At 66.0% G+C, this 21,567-nt stretch carries 20 protein-coding genes and 1 tRNA gene; 9 read left to right on the top strand and 12 right to left on the bottom strand.

Translation table 11 applies throughout. From position 1 onward, the window contains the following. Positions 1-358: 358 nt before the first annotated feature. Together DT343_RS03390 and DT343_RS03385 are read left to right on the top strand one after the other, a co-directional pair. Positions 359-434, top strand: a tRNA-Thr gene (locus DT343_RS03390). 21 nt (positions 435-455) lie between these two features. Next, positions 456-1,082, top strand: a complete 627-nt coding sequence (locus tag DT343_RS03385; protein ID WP_026108423.1) for a TetR/AcrR family transcriptional regulator — start codon at positions 456-458, stop codon at positions 1,080-1,082. Here DT343_RS03385 and DT343_RS03380 read toward each other — a convergent pair. From DT343_RS03380 to DT343_RS03370, 3 genes are read right to left on the bottom strand one after another with little or no spacing between them, the layout of a single operon-like run. Further along, positions 1,079-1,723: a prepilin peptidase gene (locus DT343_RS03380; protein ID WP_112861743.1), complete on the bottom strand. Its 645-nt coding sequence runs from the start codon at positions 1,721-1,723 to the stop codon at positions 1,079-1,081. The genes DT343_RS03385 and DT343_RS03380 overlap by 4 nt on opposite strands. A 33-nt stretch (positions 1,724-1,756) precedes the next feature. Continuing rightward, positions 1,757-3,625: a ferrous iron transporter B gene (feoB, locus tag DT343_RS03375; RefSeq protein WP_112861742.1), complete on the bottom strand. Its 1,869-nt coding sequence runs from the start codon at positions 3,623-3,625 to the stop codon at positions 1,757-1,759. After that, entirely contained in the window at positions 3,625-3,891 is a 267-nt protein-coding gene (locus DT343_RS03370) for a FeoA family protein (protein ID WP_055754847.1), read from the bottom strand. Before DT343_RS03370 ends, feoB begins: the two co-directional genes overlap by 1 nt. A 151-nt stretch (positions 3,892-4,042) precedes the next feature. On the opposite strand from DT343_RS03370, the gene DT343_RS03365 reads away from it, so the two are divergent. After that, positions 4,043-4,546 carry a c-type cytochrome gene (locus tag DT343_RS03365; protein WP_112861741.1) on the top strand — a complete coding sequence of 168 codons (504 nt, stop codon included), beginning with the start codon at positions 4,043-4,045 and terminating at the stop codon, positions 4,544-4,546. 4 nt (positions 4,547-4,550) lie between these two features. Here the strand turns inward: DT343_RS03365 and DT343_RS03360 are convergent, their stop codons facing one another. From DT343_RS03360 to DT343_RS03345, 4 genes are all read right to left on the bottom strand, one after another. Continuing rightward, a complete protein-coding gene (locus DT343_RS03360) occupies positions 4,551-7,757 on the bottom strand; it encodes an efflux RND transporter permease subunit (protein ID WP_220116577.1) in 3,207 nt (1,068 codons plus the stop codon). Next, positions 7,757-8,857 carry an efflux RND transporter periplasmic adaptor subunit gene (locus DT343_RS03355; protein ID WP_112861739.1) on the bottom strand — a complete coding sequence of 367 codons (1,101 nt, stop codon included), beginning with the start codon at positions 8,855-8,857 and terminating at the stop codon, positions 7,757-7,759. Before DT343_RS03355 ends, DT343_RS03360 begins: the two co-directional genes overlap by 1 nt. A gap of 109 nt (positions 8,858-8,966) precedes the next feature. Beyond that, positions 8,967-9,545, bottom strand: coding sequence for a hypothetical protein (locus DT343_RS03350; protein ID WP_112861738.1), 579 nt, complete (start codon positions 9,543-9,545; stop codon positions 8,967-8,969). A 191-nt stretch (positions 9,546-9,736) separates the two neighbouring features. Continuing rightward, entirely contained in the window at positions 9,737-10,501 is a 765-nt protein-coding gene (locus tag DT343_RS03345; RefSeq protein ID WP_055754843.1) for a class II aldolase/adducin family protein, read from the bottom strand. A 173-nt stretch (positions 10,502-10,674) separates the two neighbouring features. Here DT343_RS03345 and DT343_RS03340 point away from each other — a divergent pair, with 173 nt between their 5' ends. From DT343_RS03340 to DT343_RS03330, 3 genes are all read left to right on the top strand, one after another. Further along, the gene (locus DT343_RS03340) at positions 10,675-11,799 is read left to right on the top strand and encodes a DUF2336 domain-containing protein (RefSeq protein ID WP_112861737.1); all 1,125 of its coding nucleotides are present in this window, start codon (positions 10,675-10,677) and stop codon (positions 11,797-11,799) included. A 73-nt stretch (positions 11,800-11,872) separates the two neighbouring features. Beyond that, on the top strand, positions 11,873-12,625 hold the full coding sequence (locus DT343_RS03335; RefSeq protein WP_112861736.1) for an NAD kinase: 753 nt from the start codon (positions 11,873-11,875) through the stop codon (positions 12,623-12,625). A 61-nt stretch (positions 12,626-12,686) separates the two neighbouring features. After that, a complete protein-coding gene (locus tag DT343_RS03330) occupies positions 12,687-13,163 on the top strand; it encodes an Hpt domain-containing protein (protein ID WP_181669111.1) in 477 nt (158 codons plus the stop codon). Between the two features lie 51 nt (positions 13,164-13,214). On the opposite strand, the gene DT343_RS03325 is transcribed toward DT343_RS03330, so the two are convergent. Next, positions 13,215-14,354, bottom strand: coding sequence for a DUF2336 domain-containing protein (locus DT343_RS03325; RefSeq protein ID WP_066622886.1), 1,140 nt, complete (start codon positions 14,352-14,354; stop codon positions 13,215-13,217). Between the two features lie 223 nt (positions 14,355-14,577). Beyond that, a complete protein-coding gene (locus tag DT343_RS03320) occupies positions 14,578-15,375 on the bottom strand; it encodes a transglycosylase SLT domain-containing protein (protein WP_112861734.1) in 798 nt (265 codons plus the stop codon). A 167-nt stretch (positions 15,376-15,542) separates the two neighbouring features. Between DT343_RS03320 and DT343_RS03315 the strand changes: the two genes are divergently transcribed. Next, entirely contained in the window at positions 15,543-16,277 is a 735-nt protein-coding gene (locus DT343_RS03315) for a TonB family protein (protein ID WP_112861733.1), read from the top strand. On the opposite strand, the gene DT343_RS03310 is transcribed toward DT343_RS03315, so the two are convergent. Next, positions 16,274-17,287: an NAD(P)/FAD-dependent oxidoreductase gene (locus DT343_RS03310; protein WP_258522490.1), complete on the bottom strand. Its 1,014-nt coding sequence runs from the start codon at positions 17,285-17,287 to the stop codon at positions 16,274-16,276. The genes DT343_RS03315 and DT343_RS03310 overlap by 4 nt on opposite strands. Before the next feature lie 48 nt (positions 17,288-17,335). Beyond that, positions 17,336-19,183, bottom strand: a complete 1,848-nt coding sequence (locus DT343_RS03305) for a phosphoenolpyruvate carboxykinase (GTP) (RefSeq protein ID WP_258522489.1) — start codon at positions 19,181-19,183, stop codon at positions 17,336-17,338. 196 nt (positions 19,184-19,379) lie between these two features. On the opposite strand from DT343_RS03305, the gene DT343_RS03300 reads away from it, so the two are divergent. Continuing rightward, complete coding sequence (locus DT343_RS03300; RefSeq protein WP_112861730.1) at positions 19,380-20,015, top strand: DUF938 domain-containing protein; 636 nt, start codon at positions 19,380-19,382, stop codon at positions 20,013-20,015. On the opposite strand, the gene DT343_RS03295 is transcribed toward DT343_RS03300, so the two are convergent. Continuing rightward, positions 20,016-20,507: a hypothetical protein gene (locus tag DT343_RS03295; RefSeq protein ID WP_258522488.1), complete on the bottom strand. Its 492-nt coding sequence runs from the start codon at positions 20,505-20,507 to the stop codon at positions 20,016-20,018. 278 nt (positions 20,508-20,785) lie between these two features. Between DT343_RS03295 and DT343_RS03290 the strand changes: the two genes are divergently transcribed. Next, complete coding sequence (locus DT343_RS03290) at positions 20,786-21,565, top strand: pseudouridine synthase (protein WP_112861729.1); 780 nt, start codon at positions 20,786-20,788, stop codon at positions 21,563-21,565. The last annotated feature ends 2 nt before the right edge of the window (positions 21,566-21,567 follow it).

Genomic DNA, 21,567 nt, shown 5'->3' with positions numbered 1-21,567 from the left:
ACGTTGCAACACCGTCATGGATACGTCGCCAAGCTTGCACCAAACTGGCAGCCCTAACGTCGTGAGGTGGAATCGCACCCCGCAACAACCCGCACGCAACAATCTTGCTGATCGTGTCCAGTTAGACACAGCTGACGCACGATCCTCTCCGTCTGCCTCAACCACGGGTTATCCATGCCTCAAACGACCATTGAGCGTGTCGCCAACCTCATAAACTACCCGCTCAACTAGGCGGGTTATTTGTCATGCTGCCGACATCAGACAGTTCCTCGTGTCGGCGGGATTTGTCGGTTTGCGGCGCAGCATCGTCTTGCGTCGCGGCCAAGGCCTAGACATAAGAGCGAAACCGCAAATGCGGGCCGGCTTAGCTCAGTTGGTAGAGCGCCAGTTTTGTAAACTGGATGTCGCGGGTTCGATTCCTGCAGCCGGCACCACGCCTTTCGACCATCGGGGACATGGCCGACACAACCAACAAGCTGGGCCACAAGATCGGTGCGCGGGGCGGGAGAACCCGCCAGGCGATCCTCGACGCGACCCAACGCTTGTTGAACGAGCGGCACTACGGCGAAATCCGCGTCGCCGATCTGGCCTCGGCCGCGGGTGTATCGCCTTCCAACTTCTACACCTATTTCAAGACGGTCGAAGAACCTGTTCTGGCGTTGTGCGAAGTCGCCGCTGCGGATTTTCAGGGGCTGGCGGCGCATTTCCAGGCCGACTGGCCGGGCGATAAGGCCTTCGTAATCGCGCGCGCCTTCATTCTGGATGTGATGGCCATCTGGCGCAGTCACGGTCAGGTTCTGCGTGTCGAACATATGCTGGCGGACAATGGCGACGCCGCCTTCGTCGAAAGCCGGGTGCGCCGTTTGCGCCGACTGCACCTGTCCATCGAACGCCGCGTGGCTCAGGCTCACGCCAGCGGTCTGCATCCCAAGGACTATAATCCGCGGCTGGCCTCCTATCAGATCGCCTCGATCGCCGAATCGACGGCGGCCAGTTTCGATCTGTTGCGACGGGCCGATACGCCCGAGGCCATTCTGGACACGGCGGCCATCATCATCGTCAAGCTGACGACGGGACGTTAGAGACCCAGCGGCCCATACAGCCAGGTCAGCCAGATGCCGACGGCCAGGAAGACGCCGAAAGGCAGCTTATCCGATCCGCTGACGCTGCGCCGGACCACCAGAATGCCGAAAACCAGGCTGAGCCCGACGGCGCAGGCCCACAGCAGCACGCTGGGCAGGCCCATCCAGCCGACCCACGCCCCAGCCCCCGCAAACAGGAAGGGGTCGCCCCCGCCCAAGCCGTCGCGCTTGCGAACAATCCGATAGACACGCCCCAGCGCCCACAGCCCGCCAAAGCCGATCGCCGCACCGATGAGATGCGAGAAGGCGACACTCCAATCCATGACCGCCGCGACGCCCAAGCCCGTGGCGATCAGGGGCCACGTCAGGATGTCCGGCAGCCAGAAGTTCTCGCCGTCCACGACAGCAATCAGCAGCAACTGCCAGCCCAGGATCGCCGTTGCCGCCGTCATCAACCACGCTTGGCCACAGAGCCCCGCCCAAACGCCCAACAAGCCCCCGCCGAGCACGATCAGAGGATCGCGCCAGCGTGGCGCCGCGCGAGAATCTTCGCCTCGAAGGCGCGCGCTGACGACCGCGACGAGACGGCCGACGATCAGGCCCAGCCCGCCCATGACGGCAGCGGCGAGTACAGGGTTCATCAGGGCGTCCCGACGGCGGCGAACCGCCTTGGCTTAACCGCCTCCGAGCGCCACCGCCACATGATAGGTCACCAGCGACGCCAGATAGGCCAGACCGAACATGTAGCCGATCATGATCCAAGTCCATTTCAGCGAGTTGGTTTCACGCCTCACCACGCCTAGCGTCGCCACGCACTGGGGCGCAAAGATGTACCAAGCTAGGAACGACAGCGCCGTCGCCAACGACCAGTGCGACGCAAGGGTCGAGGCCAGAAGGCCTGTCGCATTCTCGGCGTCGGCGATGGCGTAGGTCGTGCCCAGCGCCGCCACCGCGACCTCGCGCGCCGCCATGCCGGGGATGAGGGCAATGACCATCTGCCAGTTGAAGCCGATGGGCGCGAAAATGGGCTCCAGCGCCCGACCCAACATGCCGGCGAAGGAATAGTCGATGGCCGGCAGGGTCGCGTTCTCGGGCGGATAGGGGAATGTCGCCAGCACCCAAAGGATGATCACGGCCGGCAGGATGATGCGGCCCGCGCGGGTCAGGAAAATCTTGGCCCGGAGCCACAGGTTGAAACCAACGCTGCGCAGGTCCGGCGTCTTGTAGGCCGGAAGCTCCATCATGAAGGGCTCGACCGCCCCGCGCCAGAACACCTTGCGGATCAGCAGGGAGACGATCAGCGCGCTGACGATGCCGGCGGCGTAAAGGCCGAACATCACAAGGCCTTGCAGGTTGGCGAAGCCCCAGACCGTCTCATTCGGAATGAAGGCGGCGATGATCAGCGTATAGACCGGGATGCGCGCCGAGCAGGTCATCAGCGGGGCGACCAGGATGGTGGTCAGGCGGTCGCGTCGCGAATCGATCACCCGCGCCGCCATGACGCCGGGAATGGCGCAGGCGAAACTGGACAGCAGCGGGATGAAGGCCCGGCCGTGCAGCCCTGCGCCGCCCATGATCTTGTCCATCAGAAAGGCCGCGCGGGCCATATAGCCGAAGTCTTCCAGCGCGATGATGAACAGGAACAGGATCAAAATCTGCGGCAGGAACACCAGCACGCTGCCGACGCCGGAAATGATCCCGTCAACGATCAGGCTTTGCAGCAGGCCGTCCGGCAGCACATTGGCGACCAGGCCGCCCAACCAGCCGATGCCGGCCTCGATGCCGTCCATCACGGGCGCGGCCCAGCTGAACACGGCCTGGAACATCACAAACAGCAGGGCGAACAGGATCAGCAACCCGCCGACCGGATGCAGCAGCACCGAATCGATCCTGCCGGTCACGGTGTCGGGCCGCTCAGGCGGACGGACGCAGGCCTTCATGATCCGCTCGGCCTCGCGGGCGGCGGTTCGCAACTCGGCGGCGTCGGGCGAATGCCAGCGGCTTTCGGTCACGGCGGCGACGGCGGCCTGATCCTCGATGGCGGCGACCAGATCGTCGATGCCGCGCTTGCGCGTGGCCACCGTGGTGATGATCGGCACCCCCAGTTCGGCGCGCAGTCGCTCCAGATCGATGCGCAGGCCCTGGCGCTGGGCGATGTCATACATGTTCAGCGCCAGAACCATCGGCCGACCAACGGCCTTCAGCTCCAGAATAAGGCGCAGGACCAGACGCAGATTGGTGGCGTCGGCGACACAGACCACCACGTCGGGCGGCGTCTCGCCGGCCAATCGCCCCAGGACGGCGTCGCGCGTGACCTCCTCGTCCGGGCTGCGGGCGCGCAGGGAATAGGTGCCGGGCAGGTCCAGCACCGACATCGTGCGGCCCGAGGCGGCGCGGATCAGGCCTTCCTTACGCTCCACCGTCACGCCGGCGTAGTTGGCGACCTTCTGGTGAGCGCCAGTCAGGGCGTTGAACAGGGCCGTCTTGCCGCTGTTGGGATTGCCGACCAGGGCGACGCGAGCGGTCTTCAGCGCAATGTCCATCAGGCGGCGCCTAGCCGGATCGACAGGCTTTCCGCCTCGTGACGACGCAGGGCCACGCGCATGTCGTCCACCTTCATGGCGATCGGGTCGCGTCCGAACAGACCTTCGTGCAGCAGTTCGATCTGCGCGCCTTCGACGAAGCCCAGTTCCAGCAGACGGCGTTCCAGCTCGACCGCCTCGCCCTGATGGTGACAATGGGCGCCCACCTGAACGATGACGCCGCGATCGCCGCGTCGGGCCTGGCTCAACTTTATGGTGTCGGTCAATTCTACGCTCGCACGGGCGAGGCCGCTCCCCAACGGCTCCGCGTTTCTTTGACACTGATTATCAGGTGCGAGGGGCCTACGTCCAGCAGGACAGCTTGACCAATTGCCGCGCCGACGCGTTGCGCTATCACAAGGCAAACAGGAAGCCGCCATGCCCCGCCACGCCCTCGTCGCCCCCCTTCTTCTGGCCCCTCTTTTGGCCTTGGCCGCCTGTGGTCAGGGCGAACCGTCCACAACTACGCCTGCCGCGCCGGTTCACGTGCTGACGGATGCGGAAAAGGCGACGCTTCTGGCCTCCCTGCCCGCCCCCTACAATGCGGGCGATCTCGAGAACGGGCGTCGGGCGTTTGCGCGCTGTCGCGCCTGCCACACCATCGGCGAAGGCGGTCCAGACATGGCGGGTCCAAATCTGTACGGTGTGTTCGGCCGCAAGGCGGGTGATCGTCCGCGCTACAACTATTCCAACGCCATGCGCACGGCGACCTTCACCTGGGACTCCGAGAAGCTGGATCACTGGCTGGAAAACCCGCGCACCTTCCTGCCCGGCAACAAGATGACCTTCCCCGGTCTGCCCGACGCCACGGATCGCCGCGACGTCATCGCCTTCCTGAAGGTGGAGACGGGCTACAAACCGGAGCCTGCGCCAGCCTCCTGATCCGTCAGGCCTCGGGCAGTTCCTTGGAGCCGCCCTCGCGCAGTTCCTGAGCTTCCCACTCCTCGATCTTGCGGGCGGTCCATTCGGGCGACTTGGTGAAGCGCGCCAAGACGCCATAGATCACCGGTACGACGAATAGGGTCAGGACGGTGGCGAAGATGGCGCCGGTGAAGATCACCACGCCGATCGTCTGACGGCTGCCGGCGCCGGCGCCTTGCCACAGCACCAGCGGCAGAGCGCCGAAAGCGGTTGCGATCGAGGTCATGATGATCGGACGCAGACGCAAGGACGACGACTCGATGATCGCCTCCCTGATGGAGCGTCCCTGGTCGCGCAGTTGGTTGGCGAACTCGACGATCAGAATGCCGTTTTTAGCCGCCACCCCGATCAGGATGATCAGGCCGATCTGGCTGTAGATGTTCAGGCTGGAGCCCGCCATCAGCAGACCGAACAGACCGCCCGCCGCCGCCAGCGGCACCGTCAGCATGATGACGGCCGGCGTGATCCAGCTTTCGAACTGGGCCGCCAGAACCAGGAAGACCAGCAACAGCGCCAGACCGAAGGCCGCGAACACCGCCCCGCCCGCTTCCTGCTGATCGCGCGCCGCCCCGCCCCACTGAGTAACGACGGCCCCTTGCGGCTGCTTCGCCGCTTCGGCGTTCAGAAACTGAATCGCGTCGTCGATGGTGGTGCCGGGATTGAGGTCGGCCTGCAGGGAGATCGCGCGCTGACGATCCAGACGGCGACGGTCCGGCGTGTCGCCGCTGGTCTTGGTCGTGACCACGGCCGACAGCGGCACGAGTTGGCCGCCCCCGGTCGCGACATACAGGGCTTCCAGGTCGGCGACCTCGCGACGATTGTCGCGCTCCGTCTGCAGGATGACGTCGTATTCCTGACCGCCCTTGATGTAGGTCGTGGCGCGGCGAGAGCCGAACATGGTCTCCAGCGTGCGGCCGATGGACTGGGACGAAACGCCCAGCGCGGCGGCTTTCTGCGGATCGACGTCGACCAGCAGACGCGGCGAATTCGGCTCATAGTTCAGGCGTGGACGCGAGAAGCCGGGATTGGCCTGGGCCGCAGCCAGCATAGGCTGGAGCCAGGCGTAGATCTGCTGATAGTCGCTGCCGGTCGCGATGAGCTCGATGGAGTTGGAGTTGCCACCGCCGCGCTGGAAGGCGCCGGGCGTCGAAGCGTTGACCTGGGCGCCCGTCTGGCCGCGCAGCTTGCCGTTCAGTTCCTGAGCGATCTCGGCCGCCGAACGGTCGCGCTTGGACCAGTCGGCAAGCGTGAGGACCGCGTTGCCGGAGTTGAAACCGCTGCCGCCGAAGCCAGGCGCGGACACCAGATAGCTGTCGGCCTCGCCGCTGGTCTTGTATTCGGCCAGCAGAGGTTCCAGCCCCAGCATGATCTTGCGGGTGTAGTCGAAGCCCGCGCCTTCGGGCCCGGCAACGCGCACCGTGACCCGGCCGCGATCCTCGTCCGGCACCAGTTCATTAGGCAGGGTCAGGAAGATGCCGCCCGCCCCCGCTGCGACCAGCAGGATCAACGCGCCGACGCCGATCACGGCGACGCGTCGGCCCAACAGCATGTTCAGCGACCGGCCATAGGACGACTTCAACCGGTCCATGCCCCAGTCGACCTTGCGCGCCACCCAGCCGCCGCCGTGAGCGGGTCGCAGAATCTTGGAGGCCAGCATCGGCGACAGGCTAAGCGCCAGGAAGGCGGAAAAGGCCACGGCCGCCGCGATCGCCGCGGCCAGTTCGACGAACAGACGTCCGACATAGCCCGGCAGGAACAGCAGCGGCGCGAACACCGACAGCAGCACAATGGTGGTGGCCACGACCGCGAAGAAGACCTGGCGCGCACCGCGTTCGGCGGCGACCAGAGGCGGCTCGCCCAGATCCAGACGGCGCTGGATGTTCTCGACCACCACGATGGCGTCATCGACCACGAGGCCGATGGCCAGAACCAGGGCCAAGAGCGTCAACAGATTCAGCGAGAAGCCCAGCGGCGCCAGGACGATGAAGGTCGCCAGCAGACAGATCGGCGCCACGATGGAGGGGATCAGCGCGGCTCGCAGGCTGCCAAGGAAGATGAAGTTCACCAGGGCCACCAGGGCCATGGAGATGCCGATGGTGATCCAGACCTCGTCGATCGCGTGCGAGGTGAAGACCGAGTTGTCGGATCCGACCTCGATGGTCACACCCGGCGGCAAGGTCGGCCGGATTTCCTCGATCATCTTGTGGACGCCGTCCGAGATGGCGAGGTCGTTCGACTGCGCCTGACGGGTCACGGCCAGGCCAATTTGATCCATCCCGTTGCCACGGAACAGACGCCGGTCTTCTTCCGGCGCTTCCTCGACGCGGGCGATGTCGCCAAGGCGCGTCACATAGGTCGGCTGCCCCTGGATGATGGCCGACGATCCGCTGCCCGTGCCTGTGGCGACCGTCGCTGAGGCCGAGGCCGAGCCTCGTGTGCCGATGGGCAACTGGCGGAAATCTTCCGGCAGGGCGTAGGTACGCGCTACGCGGACGGTGTAATTCTTGTCCGTCGACTCCAGCGAGCCGGCGGGAAGCTCGACATTCTGGCTCGTCAGGGCCGTCTCGACGTCGTTGACCGTCAGGCCCCGCGCCGCCATGGCGGCGGAATCCAGCCAGATTCGCATCGAATAGCGCTGCTCGCCATAGATGTTGACCTGGGCCACGCCGGGCACCGTCGCCATCCGGTCGATCAGATATCGGTCAGCGTAATCGGTCAGCTGAAGCCGGTTCATGCTGGTCGAGCGCAGGAAGACGATGATGATCGGCTGGCCATCGGAATCGGCCTTGGCCACTTCGGGCGGGTCGGCCTGGTCCGGAAGGCGGCCGACCACGCGGCTGACGCGGTCGCGCACGTCGTTGGCGGCGTCGTCGATATTGCGGTCCAGCGAGAACTCGATGTTCACGTTGGAGCGCCCGTCGCGGCTGGTCGAGTTGATGCGCTCGACGCCCTGGATGCCGGCGATCTGCTGCTCAACCGGCTCGGTGATGCGGCTCTCGATCACCTCGGCCGAGGCGCCGGCATAACTGGTGTTGACCGACACGATGGGCGGATCGACGTCCGGCAGTTCACGCACGGGCAGGAAGAAGAAGGCCGCCGCACCGATGACGCACAGCACAATGGCCGCGACGGCCGCGAAGACGGGCCGCCGGACCGAAACGTCGGACAGCATCATTTGGCGGCGCCCGACTTGCGACCCTGGGCGCCCACGCTGACCGGTGCGCCCGGCTGAATACGGTTCAGGCCCGATCCGACGATGCGGTCGCCGGCCTCGATGCCGGACAGGATTTCAACAAAGCCGTTCTCGACGGCCCCGGCTTCGACCTCGACCCGCTGCGCGGTGGAGCCGTTCTGGCCGGGAGCGATGCGGTAGACGAAGGCGCCGGCGCCTTCATATTGCACGGCCGACTCGGGCACGGCGGCGCTCTGACGCTGGCCCTGCTGGACCGCCACACGCATCAGCATGCCGGGACGGATGCGACCGCCGGGGTTGGGGAACTCCGCGCGCGCCGTCGCGGCGCGGGTCGTTTCGTTGACGCGCGTGTCGATCAGAGCGATCCGCCCCGTGAACGGCTCATCGCCATAGGCGTCTGCCGTCGCGGTCAGCTGGGCGCCGGGACGCAGCAGGTTCAGATAGCGCTCAGGGAGGGGGAAATCGACGCGGATCGTAGAGGTGTCGTCCAGCGTCGTGATCACCGCGCCCGGATTGATCAGCGTGCCGGGCGTCACTGTGGTCAGACCGACACGGCCGGAGAACGGCGCCCGGATCACCCGGTCGCCGCGACGCGCCTGGGCCGCTTGCAACGACGCCCGCGCGGTTTCCAACCCGGTCTCGGCCTGTTCCAGCATGACCTGGGGCGCGACGCCCCGGTCGGCCAAGGCCTTGTAGCGATCGTATTCACGCTGGGCCTGATTGACGTTGGCGCGAGCCTCGATAATGGCCGCGTCTTCTTCGCGCGCCTGCAGTTCGACCAATGGCGCGCCGGCCGAGACGTACTGGCCGTCCGCGAACAGGACGCGGGTGATCAGTTCGGTGGTCGAGGAGGTGACGTTCACCGACCGCTCGCCGCGCGCCACGCCCAAAACGCGAATCTGATCCGAGAAGGGTCGCTGCGCCACGACGGCCTCGGACACCTGCTGCGCCCCGCGTCCGCGACCGCCGGGGCCGGCGCCCTTCTTCTCATCTCCGCTAGCGACCTTCGCGATAGCGGCGACGACCATCAGCCCCAGCAGAACCGCTGCGGCGACGAGGAAGAAATGACGTTTGATCACGCGGGAGTCTCTCGGTCGGGGGGACGCCGCATTGCATTACCGGGTAATGAGGTGCGCGCAATGTCTGCTTCAACGCGCCAGCCGACAACTTCCGTCGCGAAAAGATGCGCTAGAAGCGGCGCCACAGCGCGACGACAGGTCCGCGCGCGATCGCGGCCTCGCGCCCTGCGACGGTTTGCCTCCATCCGGCCTGCAAGCTCCAGTCGCCGAAGTCACGCACCACCGAGGCTTCCAGTGAGAGCCAGCGCGCGCCGCCGTCAGCCGCGCCGCCGAACGCCTGACCCAGCACCATCCAATCCTCGCCGATCCGGGCGCCTGCCGTGGCGTCTATGCGGGTTTCATCCGGCAGGCCGTCGCGAAGACGGCGTGCGGCCTGAAGTTCGACGAATGCGCCGTCCATTCCCCAGCGCTCGCCCATCTCGCTAAGGGATCGGCCGACCGAGACTCGCGCCTCCCAGTCGTGATCGCCGACGCCCGGCGCGGCATAGCCGGCGTTGCGCCCCTCCCCGGCCTGGGTATAGCCGCCATAAAGGCTGACGGCGTTCCGGTCATCGCGCCAGACCTGCCAGGTCGCACCGATCTCGATTGGGCCGCGCCCGCTGTAATCGACAAAGGCGTCCTCGCCGTCCTGCCAGTCCGCCTTGAGCTGCAGCGTCAGCAGATCCAACACGCCGTATTCGGCGAACACACCCAAGGTCGCATCGCGCCGCCGGCCAGGCAGATCACGTTCCTCGCCAGCAGCGTCGAAACCTGTGTCGGCGCTCAGCCGCTCGTACTTGACGATGGCCTGGCCCTTGTCCTTCGGCTGGGTCCAGGCGCCGGCGAGGGCTTGGGTCGGCGTCAGCGCCGCGAGGACCAGCGCCCCCGCAACAACGGCACCTAGGCGTCGTAGCCTGGCGACTTGCGATCCAGCTGGCGCAGCGCGCCCGGCCAGGCCAGAGACGAGATGAAGCCGATGCCGCGCCCCTGCTCCTTGGTCTCGGCCTGCGCTTCGTCCGGCGCCAACAGGATGTGCTCGCGCCCGCCGGACAGCGCTGCAACCTGCTGCGCGCAGGCCCTCTCCAGGAAGAAGATGCCGATCCATGCCTGAGCCGCCGTTTCCCCGACCGCCAGCGTGCCGTGGTTTCGCAGCAGCATCAGCGGTTTGTCCCCCAGGTCGGCGACCAGACGTTCGCGTTCGTCATGGTTCAGGGCCAACCCCTCGTACCCATGATACGCAACCTGATGCTGTAGTAAACACGCGTTCTGACTGACGGGGAGCAAACCTTCGGCCTGAGCGGCGACGCCCACGCCGTTCACTGTATGCAGATGGATGACGAACTTGGCGTCTTCGCGCGCGGCGTGGACGGCCGAGTGGATCGTGAAGCCCGCCGGATTGATGAAATAGGGCGTGTCCTGGACGATGTTCCCCTCCAGATCGACCTTCACCAACGAAGAGGCCGTGATCTCGTCGAAGTAGAAGCCGTAGGGATTGATCAGGAAATGATGCTCCGGCCCGGGCACGCGCGCCGAGATATGGGTGAAGATCATGTCGTCCCAACCGTTCAAGGCGACCAGCCGATAGAGGGCCGCCAGCTCCACACGGACCTGCCATTCGGCTTCGGACACGCGCGACTTGATCGAGGGACTGGTTCCGTCCGCCATGATTTCCTCCTGCCTCTGGATGGGCTTTTACAAACCGTCACCCCGCGTGGTCGCGTCGTCAAGCCGACAAGGCCGCCGTTGACGTGACGTCACCCCCTGCAGCGGCCTTGCTTAACCCGGTCTTCATCACGCAAGCATATGGATAAGCATCGTCGCCGGTTCGGGGAGCCGCCTTGTCTGTCGTTCAACTGGAGCCGCCCCGCGACGCCTGGGACGACCGGACTGTGTCTGAGCTTCTGGCGCTGGCCAGCAGCCGTTCGGCCGACGACCGTCAGCGCCTGCTGCTGAAGGTCACCTCGCTGTGTGAATCCAATCCGCCGCCGCCCAAGGTCGCGCCGCTGCTCAGCGACATCTTTCTCGCTCTGACGGCACAGGCCGAGCGGGATATTCGACTGGCCCTGTCCGAACGGATCGCGGGCGTCGACTGGGCGCCACCTGCGCTGGTCAATATGCTGGCGTTGGATGAGATCGAGATCGCCCGCCCGGTCATCACCTCCAGCCCGCTTCTTCAAAACACCGACCTCATACGCCTGCTGATCGAGGCGACGCTGGAGCATCAGATCGCCGTCGTCCGGCGCCCGCAGCTGGCGCGGCCGGTCGTGGACACGATTGTCGATCGCGCCGAGCCCGTCACCATGACGGCGCTGGCGTCCAACCGCACGGCCGACATTGGCGAAGAGGCAATGCGCAAGCTGGTCGACCATTCGCGCCGCATCGCGGGCCTGCGGGCGCCGTTGACGCGTCACCCCAGGCTGAACGAACAACTGGCTCAGCAGCTTTATCAATGGGTTGGCCAGGCTCTGCGTCAGTCGATCGGCGAACGCTTCCGCATCGACGACGCCCAGTTGAATGCAGCGGTTCAGGACGCGGCGGCGAAGGCTGTCGGCAGCCCGGAATGGCGCGCCATGTCCACCAGGACGACCGAGGATCGCGCACGCATCGACGCGGAACGACGACTGGTGGAAAAACTTCAAGCCGCCGGCCAGTTGCGTCCTGGCCTGCTGGTCCGCGCGCTGCGAGAACAGCGTTTCGAACTGTTTGAACAGACCCTGGCGGTTCTGGGCGGCTTTAGCGAGGCTCAGGTGCATCACGCCATCCGCGCGCCGACCGCCGAGCCGCTCTATCTCGCCTGCATCGCCGTGGGCGTGGACAAAGCCGTCTTCGCCTCCCTTCTGGTCGAGGTGCGCAAACTTTCGGGCGGAATGCCTGCCGACGGCGGCTGGAAGGCGACGCCGATGAGCGCGCACGCCGCCTCTCGCGCCTTCCATCAGATGATGCACAAGCCCGCGACCGTTTGACTCCGCACCCAAGCTCGGGCCACGTCGCCAAGTGACTCAGTCAAGCTCCTCTCCCCTGCCGTCATCGCCGCGATTGGCCTTCGTCGCCAGCGACCGGCCCGAAGCCCAGGCGGCGCGCAAAGTCCTGATCGCCCGCTATGGCGCCGTGCCCGAAGACGAGGCCGATGTGATCGTGGCCCTGGGCGGGGATGGACAGATGCTGGAAACCCTGCACGGCAACCTGCGCCAGCGCACGCCAGTGTACGGGATGAACCGCGGGTCGGTCGGCTTTCTGATGAACGACTACGACGACAACGGTCTGCTGGAGCGGATCGCGACGACCGAAAGGACGGTCATCCACCCTCTGCAGATGGACGCCTGGACTGAAAGCGGGGAGGTCCACACCGGCCTGGCCATCAACGAGGTGTCGCTGCTGCGCCAGACGCGCCAGTCGGCCAAGCTGAGGATCACCGTCGACGAGCGCGTGCGGCTGGAAGAACTGTCCTGCGATGGCTGCCTCGTAGCGACGCCTGCGGGATCGACCGCCTATAACCTGTCAGCACACGGCCCGATCATCCCATTGGACGCCCGCATCCTGGCCCTGACGCCCATCAGCGCCTTCCGGCCCCGTCGCTGGCGCGGCGCCCTGTTGTCGCACGGCGCCAAGGTGCGGTTCGAGGTTCTGGAGGCCGACAAGCGCCCAGTCTCAGCAACCGCCGACAACTTCGAGGTTCGGCGCGTCGCCCGCGTCGAGGTGCGCGAGCGTCGTGACGTCACCCTGACCATGCTCTTCGATGCGGGCCGGTCGTTTGACGAACGCGTAATGGCCGAACAGTTCGCCAACTGATCGGTCACGGCTTCTTAAGCCCGCTACCGTATCTTGGCGTGAACGTCCTATGGAGCCCGCCATGAGCAATCCGGCGCAGATCACCCCTCCGACCAACTCGCTGCGGCTCAAGGTCGGCGGCGGCTTCGGCATCAACGCCGACGCCATCGCTCGTGCAGAAGAGGCGCTGAAAGCCATGTCGGCCCAGTTCGGCCAGTGGCTGAACGACGAGGTCGTCAAGCTGGACAAGGCCCAGGCCGACATCCGTGAGCAGGGCTACACCCCCGCCACCGCAGAGGCTCTGTATTTCCGCGCTCATGATCTGAAGGGCTTGGGCACGACGTACGAATATCCGCTGGTCACCCGCATCGCCGGTTCGCTGTGCAAGATGCTGGACGACGCCGATCGCCGCATGACCGCGCCCATCGCCATTCTGGACGCCCACATCGACGCCATCCGCGCCGTGGTCCGCGACCAGATCAAGACCGACGAACATCCGACCGGCCGCGCCTTGGCCGAGACCTTGGAAGCCCGCGTCGCAGATCACCTCGCAGGCTGAAGCCCTTCCAGCCGTTTGCGAAAGGCCCGTCGTCTTGGCGGGCCTTTTTTCTTAGGCTGCGTTGGCGGCGGTCAGGCTGAGCGACGGCGACTGATCCAGCCGCTCCATCAGATAGGCCAGATCGTCACGCAGCACGGCCGGACGCTGGGTCAGGAACCGCTCAAGCATCTGATCGCGGAAATAGGCGCTCGACGTATCGATCCCCTCCGCCGCCAGCGCACGCCAGGTGTCGACCCCCGCGCGGAAGGCCTGGAACAGGCGCGGCGGCAAACCCGCGCGATCATAGATGGCCTTCAGCCCCAGCGGACCGGCGTCATGCACCATCAGCCAGGCGCGGTGATGCGGCGTGTTGGCCAGTTCGGCCAGCCCATATTCGAACATCGCCATCTGACCTCGCGCCAGTCCGCGCAGCAGCAGCGATGCATTCAACACGCGACGGGCGTTGAGCTGGGCCATGAAGGCCGCAAGATCGGTGCTGACGCTGGCCTGATCGACCAGATCGACCGTCATCCGCTCACGAGAGTATTGGGCCAGACGGATCGCCGTTTCCGGAGCCACAGCGTGATGGCTGATCAGATGTTCGCGCACCGCCTCGCTGGCGAGTTGGATCAACCGTTCGGTCACATGCAGCGGCAGGACCTGGCGATAGGCTACGGCGGTCAGGACTTCAGCCGCTTCGGTGAAACGATCCACGACGGTCGCCAGCGCGCCTTCGGATAGGTCGGCGTTGTCGTTCGCCGCCAAGGTGCGAACCGACTGCTCGCAGCCTTCGGCCGCCAGCACCGTCGCGACATCGCGCGACACCCGCGCCCGCCCCGCCACGGCGACCTGACGCACGACCGATCCGGCGCGCACGATCTCGATCAGATCCTCGTCGCTGAACGCCGGCGACGAGGCGATGATCGGCAGGGCGATGCTGTCCAGATCGCCGGCCAGTTTGCGCGCCACGTCATTGGGAATCAGATCGGACGCCTTCAGCGTCACGGCCATGGCGCGACGCACCAGTTCGGCGGCGTCATTGGCCAGCAGACGCAGGATTTTCTGCGCCGCCGCCCGGTCGTCCTCATTCAGTTCCGCGCGCTCCATGTTGCGGCACAGCTTGTGCGCCGCCTCGGCCCGCTCGTCGTCGTCCGTCGCCTTGATCAGGCGTCGAATGTCCACTTCTGTCAGGCGGGCGCGGAAGGCGGTCATGGACGGCTCGTGATGGAATCGGACGTTGATCCCAGAATGAGACTGCCATGCTTAACGGGCGGTTTACCATCGGTTGCAATGCAACGACTCAGAGCCTGATCGCTTTTTTGACGAACCGCTGCGCGGTTCGGCTGAAGCGTGAATCAGGCTCTTGCTTTAATCTGGAGCCTGATTCACGGCATCAGCGAAGTCGCGAAGCGACTTCCCCTCTACCGATCAGGCTCTAGGTCGATTCCTTGCCATTCGGCGAGAAAGCACCGCCGAACCCGCTGCTGGATGATCCATCCTGACCGAGCAATAGCGCCAGAAGGCCTTGATCCTGCTTCAGCCGGTCCAGACGTGCGGCCAGCATCTGGTCCTTGTCGCTCAGATTCGGCACGGCGTATTTCGTCTCGCCGGCTCCGGCGGCGGGTGCGCCCTCGCCGGCTGTGCGCTGCAGATTGGCGTGGACCTCGGCGACCGTGGCGGCGCGTCCATTGCGATAGAAGATGCTGCGGTTGGCCCGCGCAGCGTCGGGGAACAGCGCTGCGGCGCTACCGCCCGGATTACGATCCATCGCCTCCATCAAACCGGCGGCCCCAGCCGGCCCCAGGAAATGAGCCGCATACAGATCGCCTGCGCCCGGTTCCTTGCCCGTACGTCCGCGGAGATAGGCGGCATTGGACGCCGTCAACTCAGCCGCCATGGTCGAGGCCGCATGGGGATCGAACCGCAGGTCCAGCACCACGTTGCGCGCCGAACCCTCGACGCGCCAACGTCCGTCCGACCCGCGATGGATCAGATCGGCGTATTGGCCGTAACCGTGCTGGGCCCCGTGCTGCTTGACCGTGCCCAGCCAAGTCTGTTCGATGAATTGAAACAGGCCGGCGGCCGACGAGGTCGGGGCCTTGGCCGACGGGTTCATCGCGCTCTCGCGCCGCGCGGTCTTGACCAGGAATTCATAGTCCACGCCAACGGCGTTCGACGCGCGCCGGATGGCCGCCTCTACTCCGCCTGTCGATGGAATCGCTGCGATACCCATGTGCGAAGGGTCGGCGAACGTAGTTAACCAACTCTTAATTCTTAACGGCCGCGTTAACGCCTCGACCTTCGTCGAACGAAAAAAACTTCGCCGTAAAGCCGCCACAACCTGCGCGCTCAACTTCCAGTTACGGGCGCTGCGGGGGCGGTGAACGAGGGAGTGACGTTATGATGATCCGTGCTGCCGGTGGTCCCGGCTTGATCAGCCCGATCGACTTCGGGGAACGCAAGAAGCCTATCCCGCGCTGGATGCTGGGCGCCATCGGCGTCTCGGTGATCCTGCACGTTGCGGCGGGGGTGGTGCTTTATAATCAACGGTTCGAGCTGAGCGGGCTGACGCCGCCCGAAAAGCCCGATGCCCCGATCGATATCGTCTTCCAAACGCTGCCGGAGCCCAAGCCGCTTCCGCCCACGGTTACGGCCGCCCCGCCGACGCCAATCCACAAACCGGCGCTGACCGTTCCTGTCGATGTGCCGACAATCGCACTCACCCCGCCAGAGAATCCGACGAACACGGCGCCGCCCGGACAAGTGATCGTCAGCACCGCGACCACCGGCGTCGAAGGCGGCACGGCGACGGTCGAGACGCCGCCTCGCCCGCCCTCGGTGATCAACAACCCGACCTGGGCCAGCCGGCCGTCGGCCGCCCAGATGGCGCGGGCCTATCCGAGCCGCGCCGCTGAGAACGGCACGCCAGGGTCCGCCAGCCTCAGCTGCGTGGTGCGGGTCGATGGCGGTCTGACCGGCTGTCGCGTCGTGGGCGAAACGCCCAGCGGCCAAGGCTTCGGCCGCGCCGCACAGAGCCTGACGCGCGACTTCCGCATGAACCCGCGCACCGTGGACGGCCGGCCTGTCGACGGCGCGACCGTCAACTTCACCGTCCGGTTCGCGATGGAGGGCTAGAACCGACCAGGGTCGAGGGCGCGGGCGTGTGGCGACGCCGTCCGCCCCTCGATCGCATCGGCGACCACGGCGCCGACCAAGGGCCCCAGCAACCAGCCGTTTCGACGCGGCGCCAAGGCCATGAACAGGCCCTCTTCACCAGGCGCCGCGCCCGCAAGCGGCAGACCATCCGCCGTCGCGCCCCGGATGCCGACGCGCCATTCGATAGACAGCGGCTCAGGGGACCGACCCAGCGCAGCCCACGCCGCCTGTGTCAGACGTCCGGACGCCTCGGCATCCGGCGCCGTATCCCGCCGCTCCGGCTCCATCGTCGCTCCGATGACCGCGCCAGACGCCATTGGCGCGACATAGGCGCCCGGCCCGCGCACGACATGATCGACCAGATGTCCGGCTGCGACACCAATCTGTCCCCGGATCGGCTGGATCGCCTCGACCAAACGGCGCGCGGTCTCGGGCAGACCCGCTATGGCGTCACCGGCGCCGGTGGCCAGCACGACCGCCTCCGCATCCAGCCAGTGATCGCCGATTTCGAGTCGCCAGCCGCCATCGGCGCGGGCAATCGTCGTCACCGTCCCAGCTACGACAGCCTCGCCCAGCGCCTGCCTCAGCGCCGCTAATGCCTGTGCAGGATCGACCTGATAATCCTCTTCTGTCGTGACGGAGTCGCCCTCGCGCCATGCGTCGAAGCCCAGCGCCCGCAACCGCGCCTCCATCGCCTCCACATCGCCGCCTCGCCATTCGGCCGGTCGACGCGCCAGAGCGATGCCGGCCGCCGTCGCGAACTCGGGCCACAGATCGCGTCCCGCCCGAAACAGTTGGGCGCGATCCAGCGACACGTCATCGATGGCTGATTCCATCGCCGGGGCGATCATTCCCGCAGCGACCAGGGAGGCGTTCACCTCGCCGGGATCGACCACCAACACCGCGCGGCCGCGCCGATGCAGCTCGAACGCCGTGCAAAGCCCCAGCACGCCAGCGCCGACGATCACAATGGAAGAAGAAGACGTCACGGGCCGTCTGATCGACCCGTGACGCCCCTATTGCAAGATGGCTTCCGCCTATTCGGCCGCCATCGAGGCCGCGCCGGCGTCGTCAAGACGCGCGACCAGGGCCGCGTGCTGGTCCCACAGTGCGGTCGGCAGTCGATCGCCGAACTGGCGATAGAAGTCGGGGATCAGCGCCGCCTCTTCGGCCCAGACGCCTGCATCAACGTCCAGCAGGGTCGCCAATTGCGTCGGCGTCAGGTCCAGGCCTGATAGGTCCAAGGCCGTGACCGAAGGCACGCGCCCGACCGCCGTATCGACCGCCTCGGCCTCGTCGTCGATCCGCTCGCTGATCCATTTTAAAACACGAACGTTGTCGCCGAAACCGGGCCAGACGAACCGGCCGTCCTGATCTTTTCTGAACCAGTTGACGAAGAAGATGCGCGGTAGTTTCGACGCGTCTCGCCTCTGCCCCATCTTCAGCCAGTGGGCGAAATAGTCGCCCATGTTGTAGCCGCAGAACGGCAGCATGGCGAAGGGATCGCGGCGCAGTTCGCCGACCTTGTTCTCGGCCGCCGCGGTGCCTTCGGACGCCACGGTCGAGCCCATGAAGACGCCGTGCTCCCAATCGAAGGCTTCGGTCACCAACGGCACGGCGCTGGCGCGACGACCGCCGAACAGAATCGCGTCGATCGGCACGCCCTTGGGATCTTCCCATTCCGGCGCGATGGCCGGGCATTGGCTGGCGGGCGCCGCGAAACGGGCGTTGGGGTGCGCGGCGGGTTCGCCGGACGCCGGATCGTGCGGATGTCCCTTCCAGTTCGTCAGGCCCTCAGGCGCTTGTTTCGTCAGCCCCTCCCACCACACGTCGCCATCGTTGGTCAGGGCGGTGTTGGTGAAGATGGTGTTGGAGGCCAAGGTCTCCAGCGCATTGTGGTTGGTGTTGCGGCTGGTGCCCGGCGCGACGCCGAAGAAGCCGGCCTCGGGATTGACCGCATACAGTCGCCCGTCGTCGCCGAACCGCATCCAGGCGATGTCGTCGCCGATGGTCTCGGCCTTCCAGCCCGGCAGGCTGGGCTGCAGCATGGCCAGGTTCGTCTTGCCGCACGCGCTGGGGAAGGCGGCAGCGACGTATTTCGCTCGGCCCTTCGGATCCGTCAGCTTCAGGATCAGCATGTGCTCGGCCAGCCATCCCTCATCACGAGCCATGATCGAGGCGATGCGCAGGGCGTAGCATTTCTTGCCCAACAGGGCGTTGCCGCCATAGCCCGAGCCATACGACCAGATTTCCCGCGTCTCGGGGAAATGAACGATCCACTTGTCGTCATTGCAGGGCCAGGCCACGTCCGCCTGACCGTCGGCCAGCGGCGCACCCAGCGTATGGACGGCCGGTACGAAGACGCCCTTATCGCCCAACTGATCCAGCGCCGGCTTACCCATGCGGGTCATCACCCCCATAGACAGGGCGACATAGCCGCTGTCGGTGATCTCGACGCCCAAGGCGCTGATCTCCGACCCCAGCGGGCCCATGCAGAACGGGACGACGTACATGGTCCGCCCGGCCATGCAGCCATCGAACAGACCATCCAGACGCGCGCGCATCTCGATCGGGTCGGCCCAGTTGTTGGTCGGGCCGGCGTCCGCCTCATCATCCGAGCAGATAAAGGTCCGGCTCTCGACGCGCGCCACATCGCGGGGATCGGAGGCGGCGTAGTAGCAGCCCGGCCGCTTGGTCTGATCAAGCGCCTTCAGCGTGCCCTTGGCCAGCAGATCGGCGGTGATGGCCTCTTTCTCGGCCTCGGAGCCGTCGCACCAATGGACCTTGGCGGGCTTGGTCAGGGCGGCGATCTGCTCGACCCAGGCGATCAGCCCGGCATGGGCGGTGGGCGCCGGGCGCAATCCGGGCGTAGCGAGAATGGACAAGGGCGTCTCCTGAGCGAAAAGGTCCGACGATCTAACGCCGTCGTGGCCTTCAGAGCGTGACGATCACGCACTGTTACAGGCGAATTGCGCCGGGTCTCGGTGATCGTCAAGTTGCGCAAAAAATGCACAAACAACCGACCTTTCGCGGTGAGAAATCGCAGATGTGTTCGTCGCGCTTCGGCGATACTTAGGAGGAATGAATAGCCTGGACTCCATCACCGTCTTGCCGGACGGCGCACTGACATCGCCCGCCGCGCGTCGAAACGCCGAGGCGATTCTTCGCGTGCTCCGCGCCCATCTGTCCGCGCGTGGATCGGTGCTCGAGATCGCGTCCGGATCGGGCGAACACGCCGCCGCCTTCGCCGCCGCCCTGCCTGGTCTCGACTGGACCCCCAGCGACCCTAGCGATCAGGCCCGCGAAAGCATCGCCGCCTGGAGCCGCCAGCTCGCCCTGTCGAACCTGAAGACGCCGTCGGCCATCGACGCCGGCGATCCCACGACATGGCCGACCGGCACGTTTGACGCCCTGTATTGTGCGAACATGATGCACATCAGCCCCTGGTCGGCGACCGAGGGGCTGATGGATCTGGCCGGTAGGGTCTTGCGACGCCCCGGCGGCCTGCTGGCGCTTTATGGCCCCTACCGCGAGGCCGAGGTTCCGCTGGCGGAGTCCAACGCGGCCTTCGACGTCAGTCTGAAGGCGCGAAACGTGGAATGGGGTCTGCGTGATCACGAAGCTGTCGAGGCCCTGGCCCGCTCGCATGGCCTTGCGGCCACGCTGCGGGTTCAGATGCCGGCGAACAACCTCATCCTGCTGTTCCGCGCCGTCTGATCAGACAATCGCGCCGACCAGCTTGGACAGTTCGGCCCGCTCGTTCAGCAGCGTCACCCCCCCGTTTTTGAACACCGCGCCCTCGGCCTGGGCCGACACGCCGAAGCTCTCGGCCGCCAGCGTGACGCCGTCGGCGAAGGCGATGACCGTCACGCCGTTGGCCCGCGCCAGGTCGATCAGCGACCGCACGGCCGCCAAAGACGCCTCGTCCGTCGAACCGCCCGGAACGACCAAACCCTTCAGGCGACCTTCTACGATGTCCTTGGCCGTTGCGGTGGCCAGCACGGTCACGCCGCCGGCGATCAGGCTGGCGTCGCCCGTCGAGATCGGGGCAAGACCCACGCCCTCGGCCCGCAACGCGCCCTCCACGTCGCCCAACTCGCCAAATGCCATGTCACGCCGCATCACCAGCCCCATGCGCAGACGGGTGGGGACAGGACGGTTGTAACCGGTGCGACGGGGGCCTGCGGAAGATTTGTTTTGAGCGAACAAGACGTCTCCTTGAGATGTTTAATACTGATCCAGATCCGACGAGCGACGTCGTCGAACCGCCCACGCCGATGACCAGAAAAAAGAAAATCGACGGGTCCGACGCGTGTCGTCCCGCACTCTGGATCATTTGTGGAATGCGGTCCGATATAGTGATGATCCCGTCCGGATCAACCTGCCAGTTCGAACAGACTGGCCATGGTGATACTGAAAACGGCGACCCGCTTGCTCGCGCGCCCACCCGGCTCTAGACACCCGCATCGACTGGACGACGGAATCGCATGGCCTTCACCCGCACCTATGACGGCGACGAACCCGTTCGCGTGAATAAATGGCTGGGCCAGACCGGCGTCTGTTCGCGGCGCGAGGCCGATACCCTGATCGCCAATGGTCTGGTCTCCATCGATGGCGAGACCATCAGCGACGCCGGCCGAAAAATTCAACCGGGCGAGACCCTGACCCTGAACGACACGGCCCAGGCGGCCTTGGCGACCGGCATGACCCTGGTGCTGCACAAGCCGATCGGTTACGTCTCGGGCCAGCCCGATCCGGGCAAGATCCCGGCTGTGCGACTGCTGAAGACGCACAATCGTATCGGCGAGGGCGACACGCCTGCGCGAGACGCTTCCCTGCCCCCCATCGGCCGGCTGGACGAGGATTCACGCGGCCTGTTGCTGCTGTCGTCGGACGGCGTCGTCGCCAAGGCGGTGATCGGCCCGGCGTCCGAGCTGGACAAGGAATATCTGGTCGTCGTCGAAGGCCAGATCACCGAAGGCAAGCTCAGCAAGCTGCGCCACGGCCTGTCTCTGAACGACAAGCCGCTAAAGCCCGCCCGCGTCACCCAGATCGAGCCGCAGCGCCTTCGCTTCGTGCTGACCGAGGGCAAGTATCGCCAGATCCGCCGCATGTGCGAACTGGTCGCGCTGGAGGTCGTAGATCTCTATCGCACCCGCATCGGACCGCTGGTATTGGGCGACCTGCCCGAGGGTCGCTGGCGCCACCTGACCGATCAGGAACGCGCGATGCTGATCGCCGCCTCGACGACGCCTCCAGCGCCCTAATC

Source organism: Brevundimonas vesicularis (genome assembly GCF_900445985.1).
Lineage (GTDB): Bacteria > Pseudomonadota > Alphaproteobacteria > Caulobacterales > Caulobacteraceae > Brevundimonas > Brevundimonas vesicularis_D.
The sequence above is the reverse complement of the archived record's forward strand: the minus strand, read 5'-3'. Positions and strand labels throughout refer to the sequence as shown.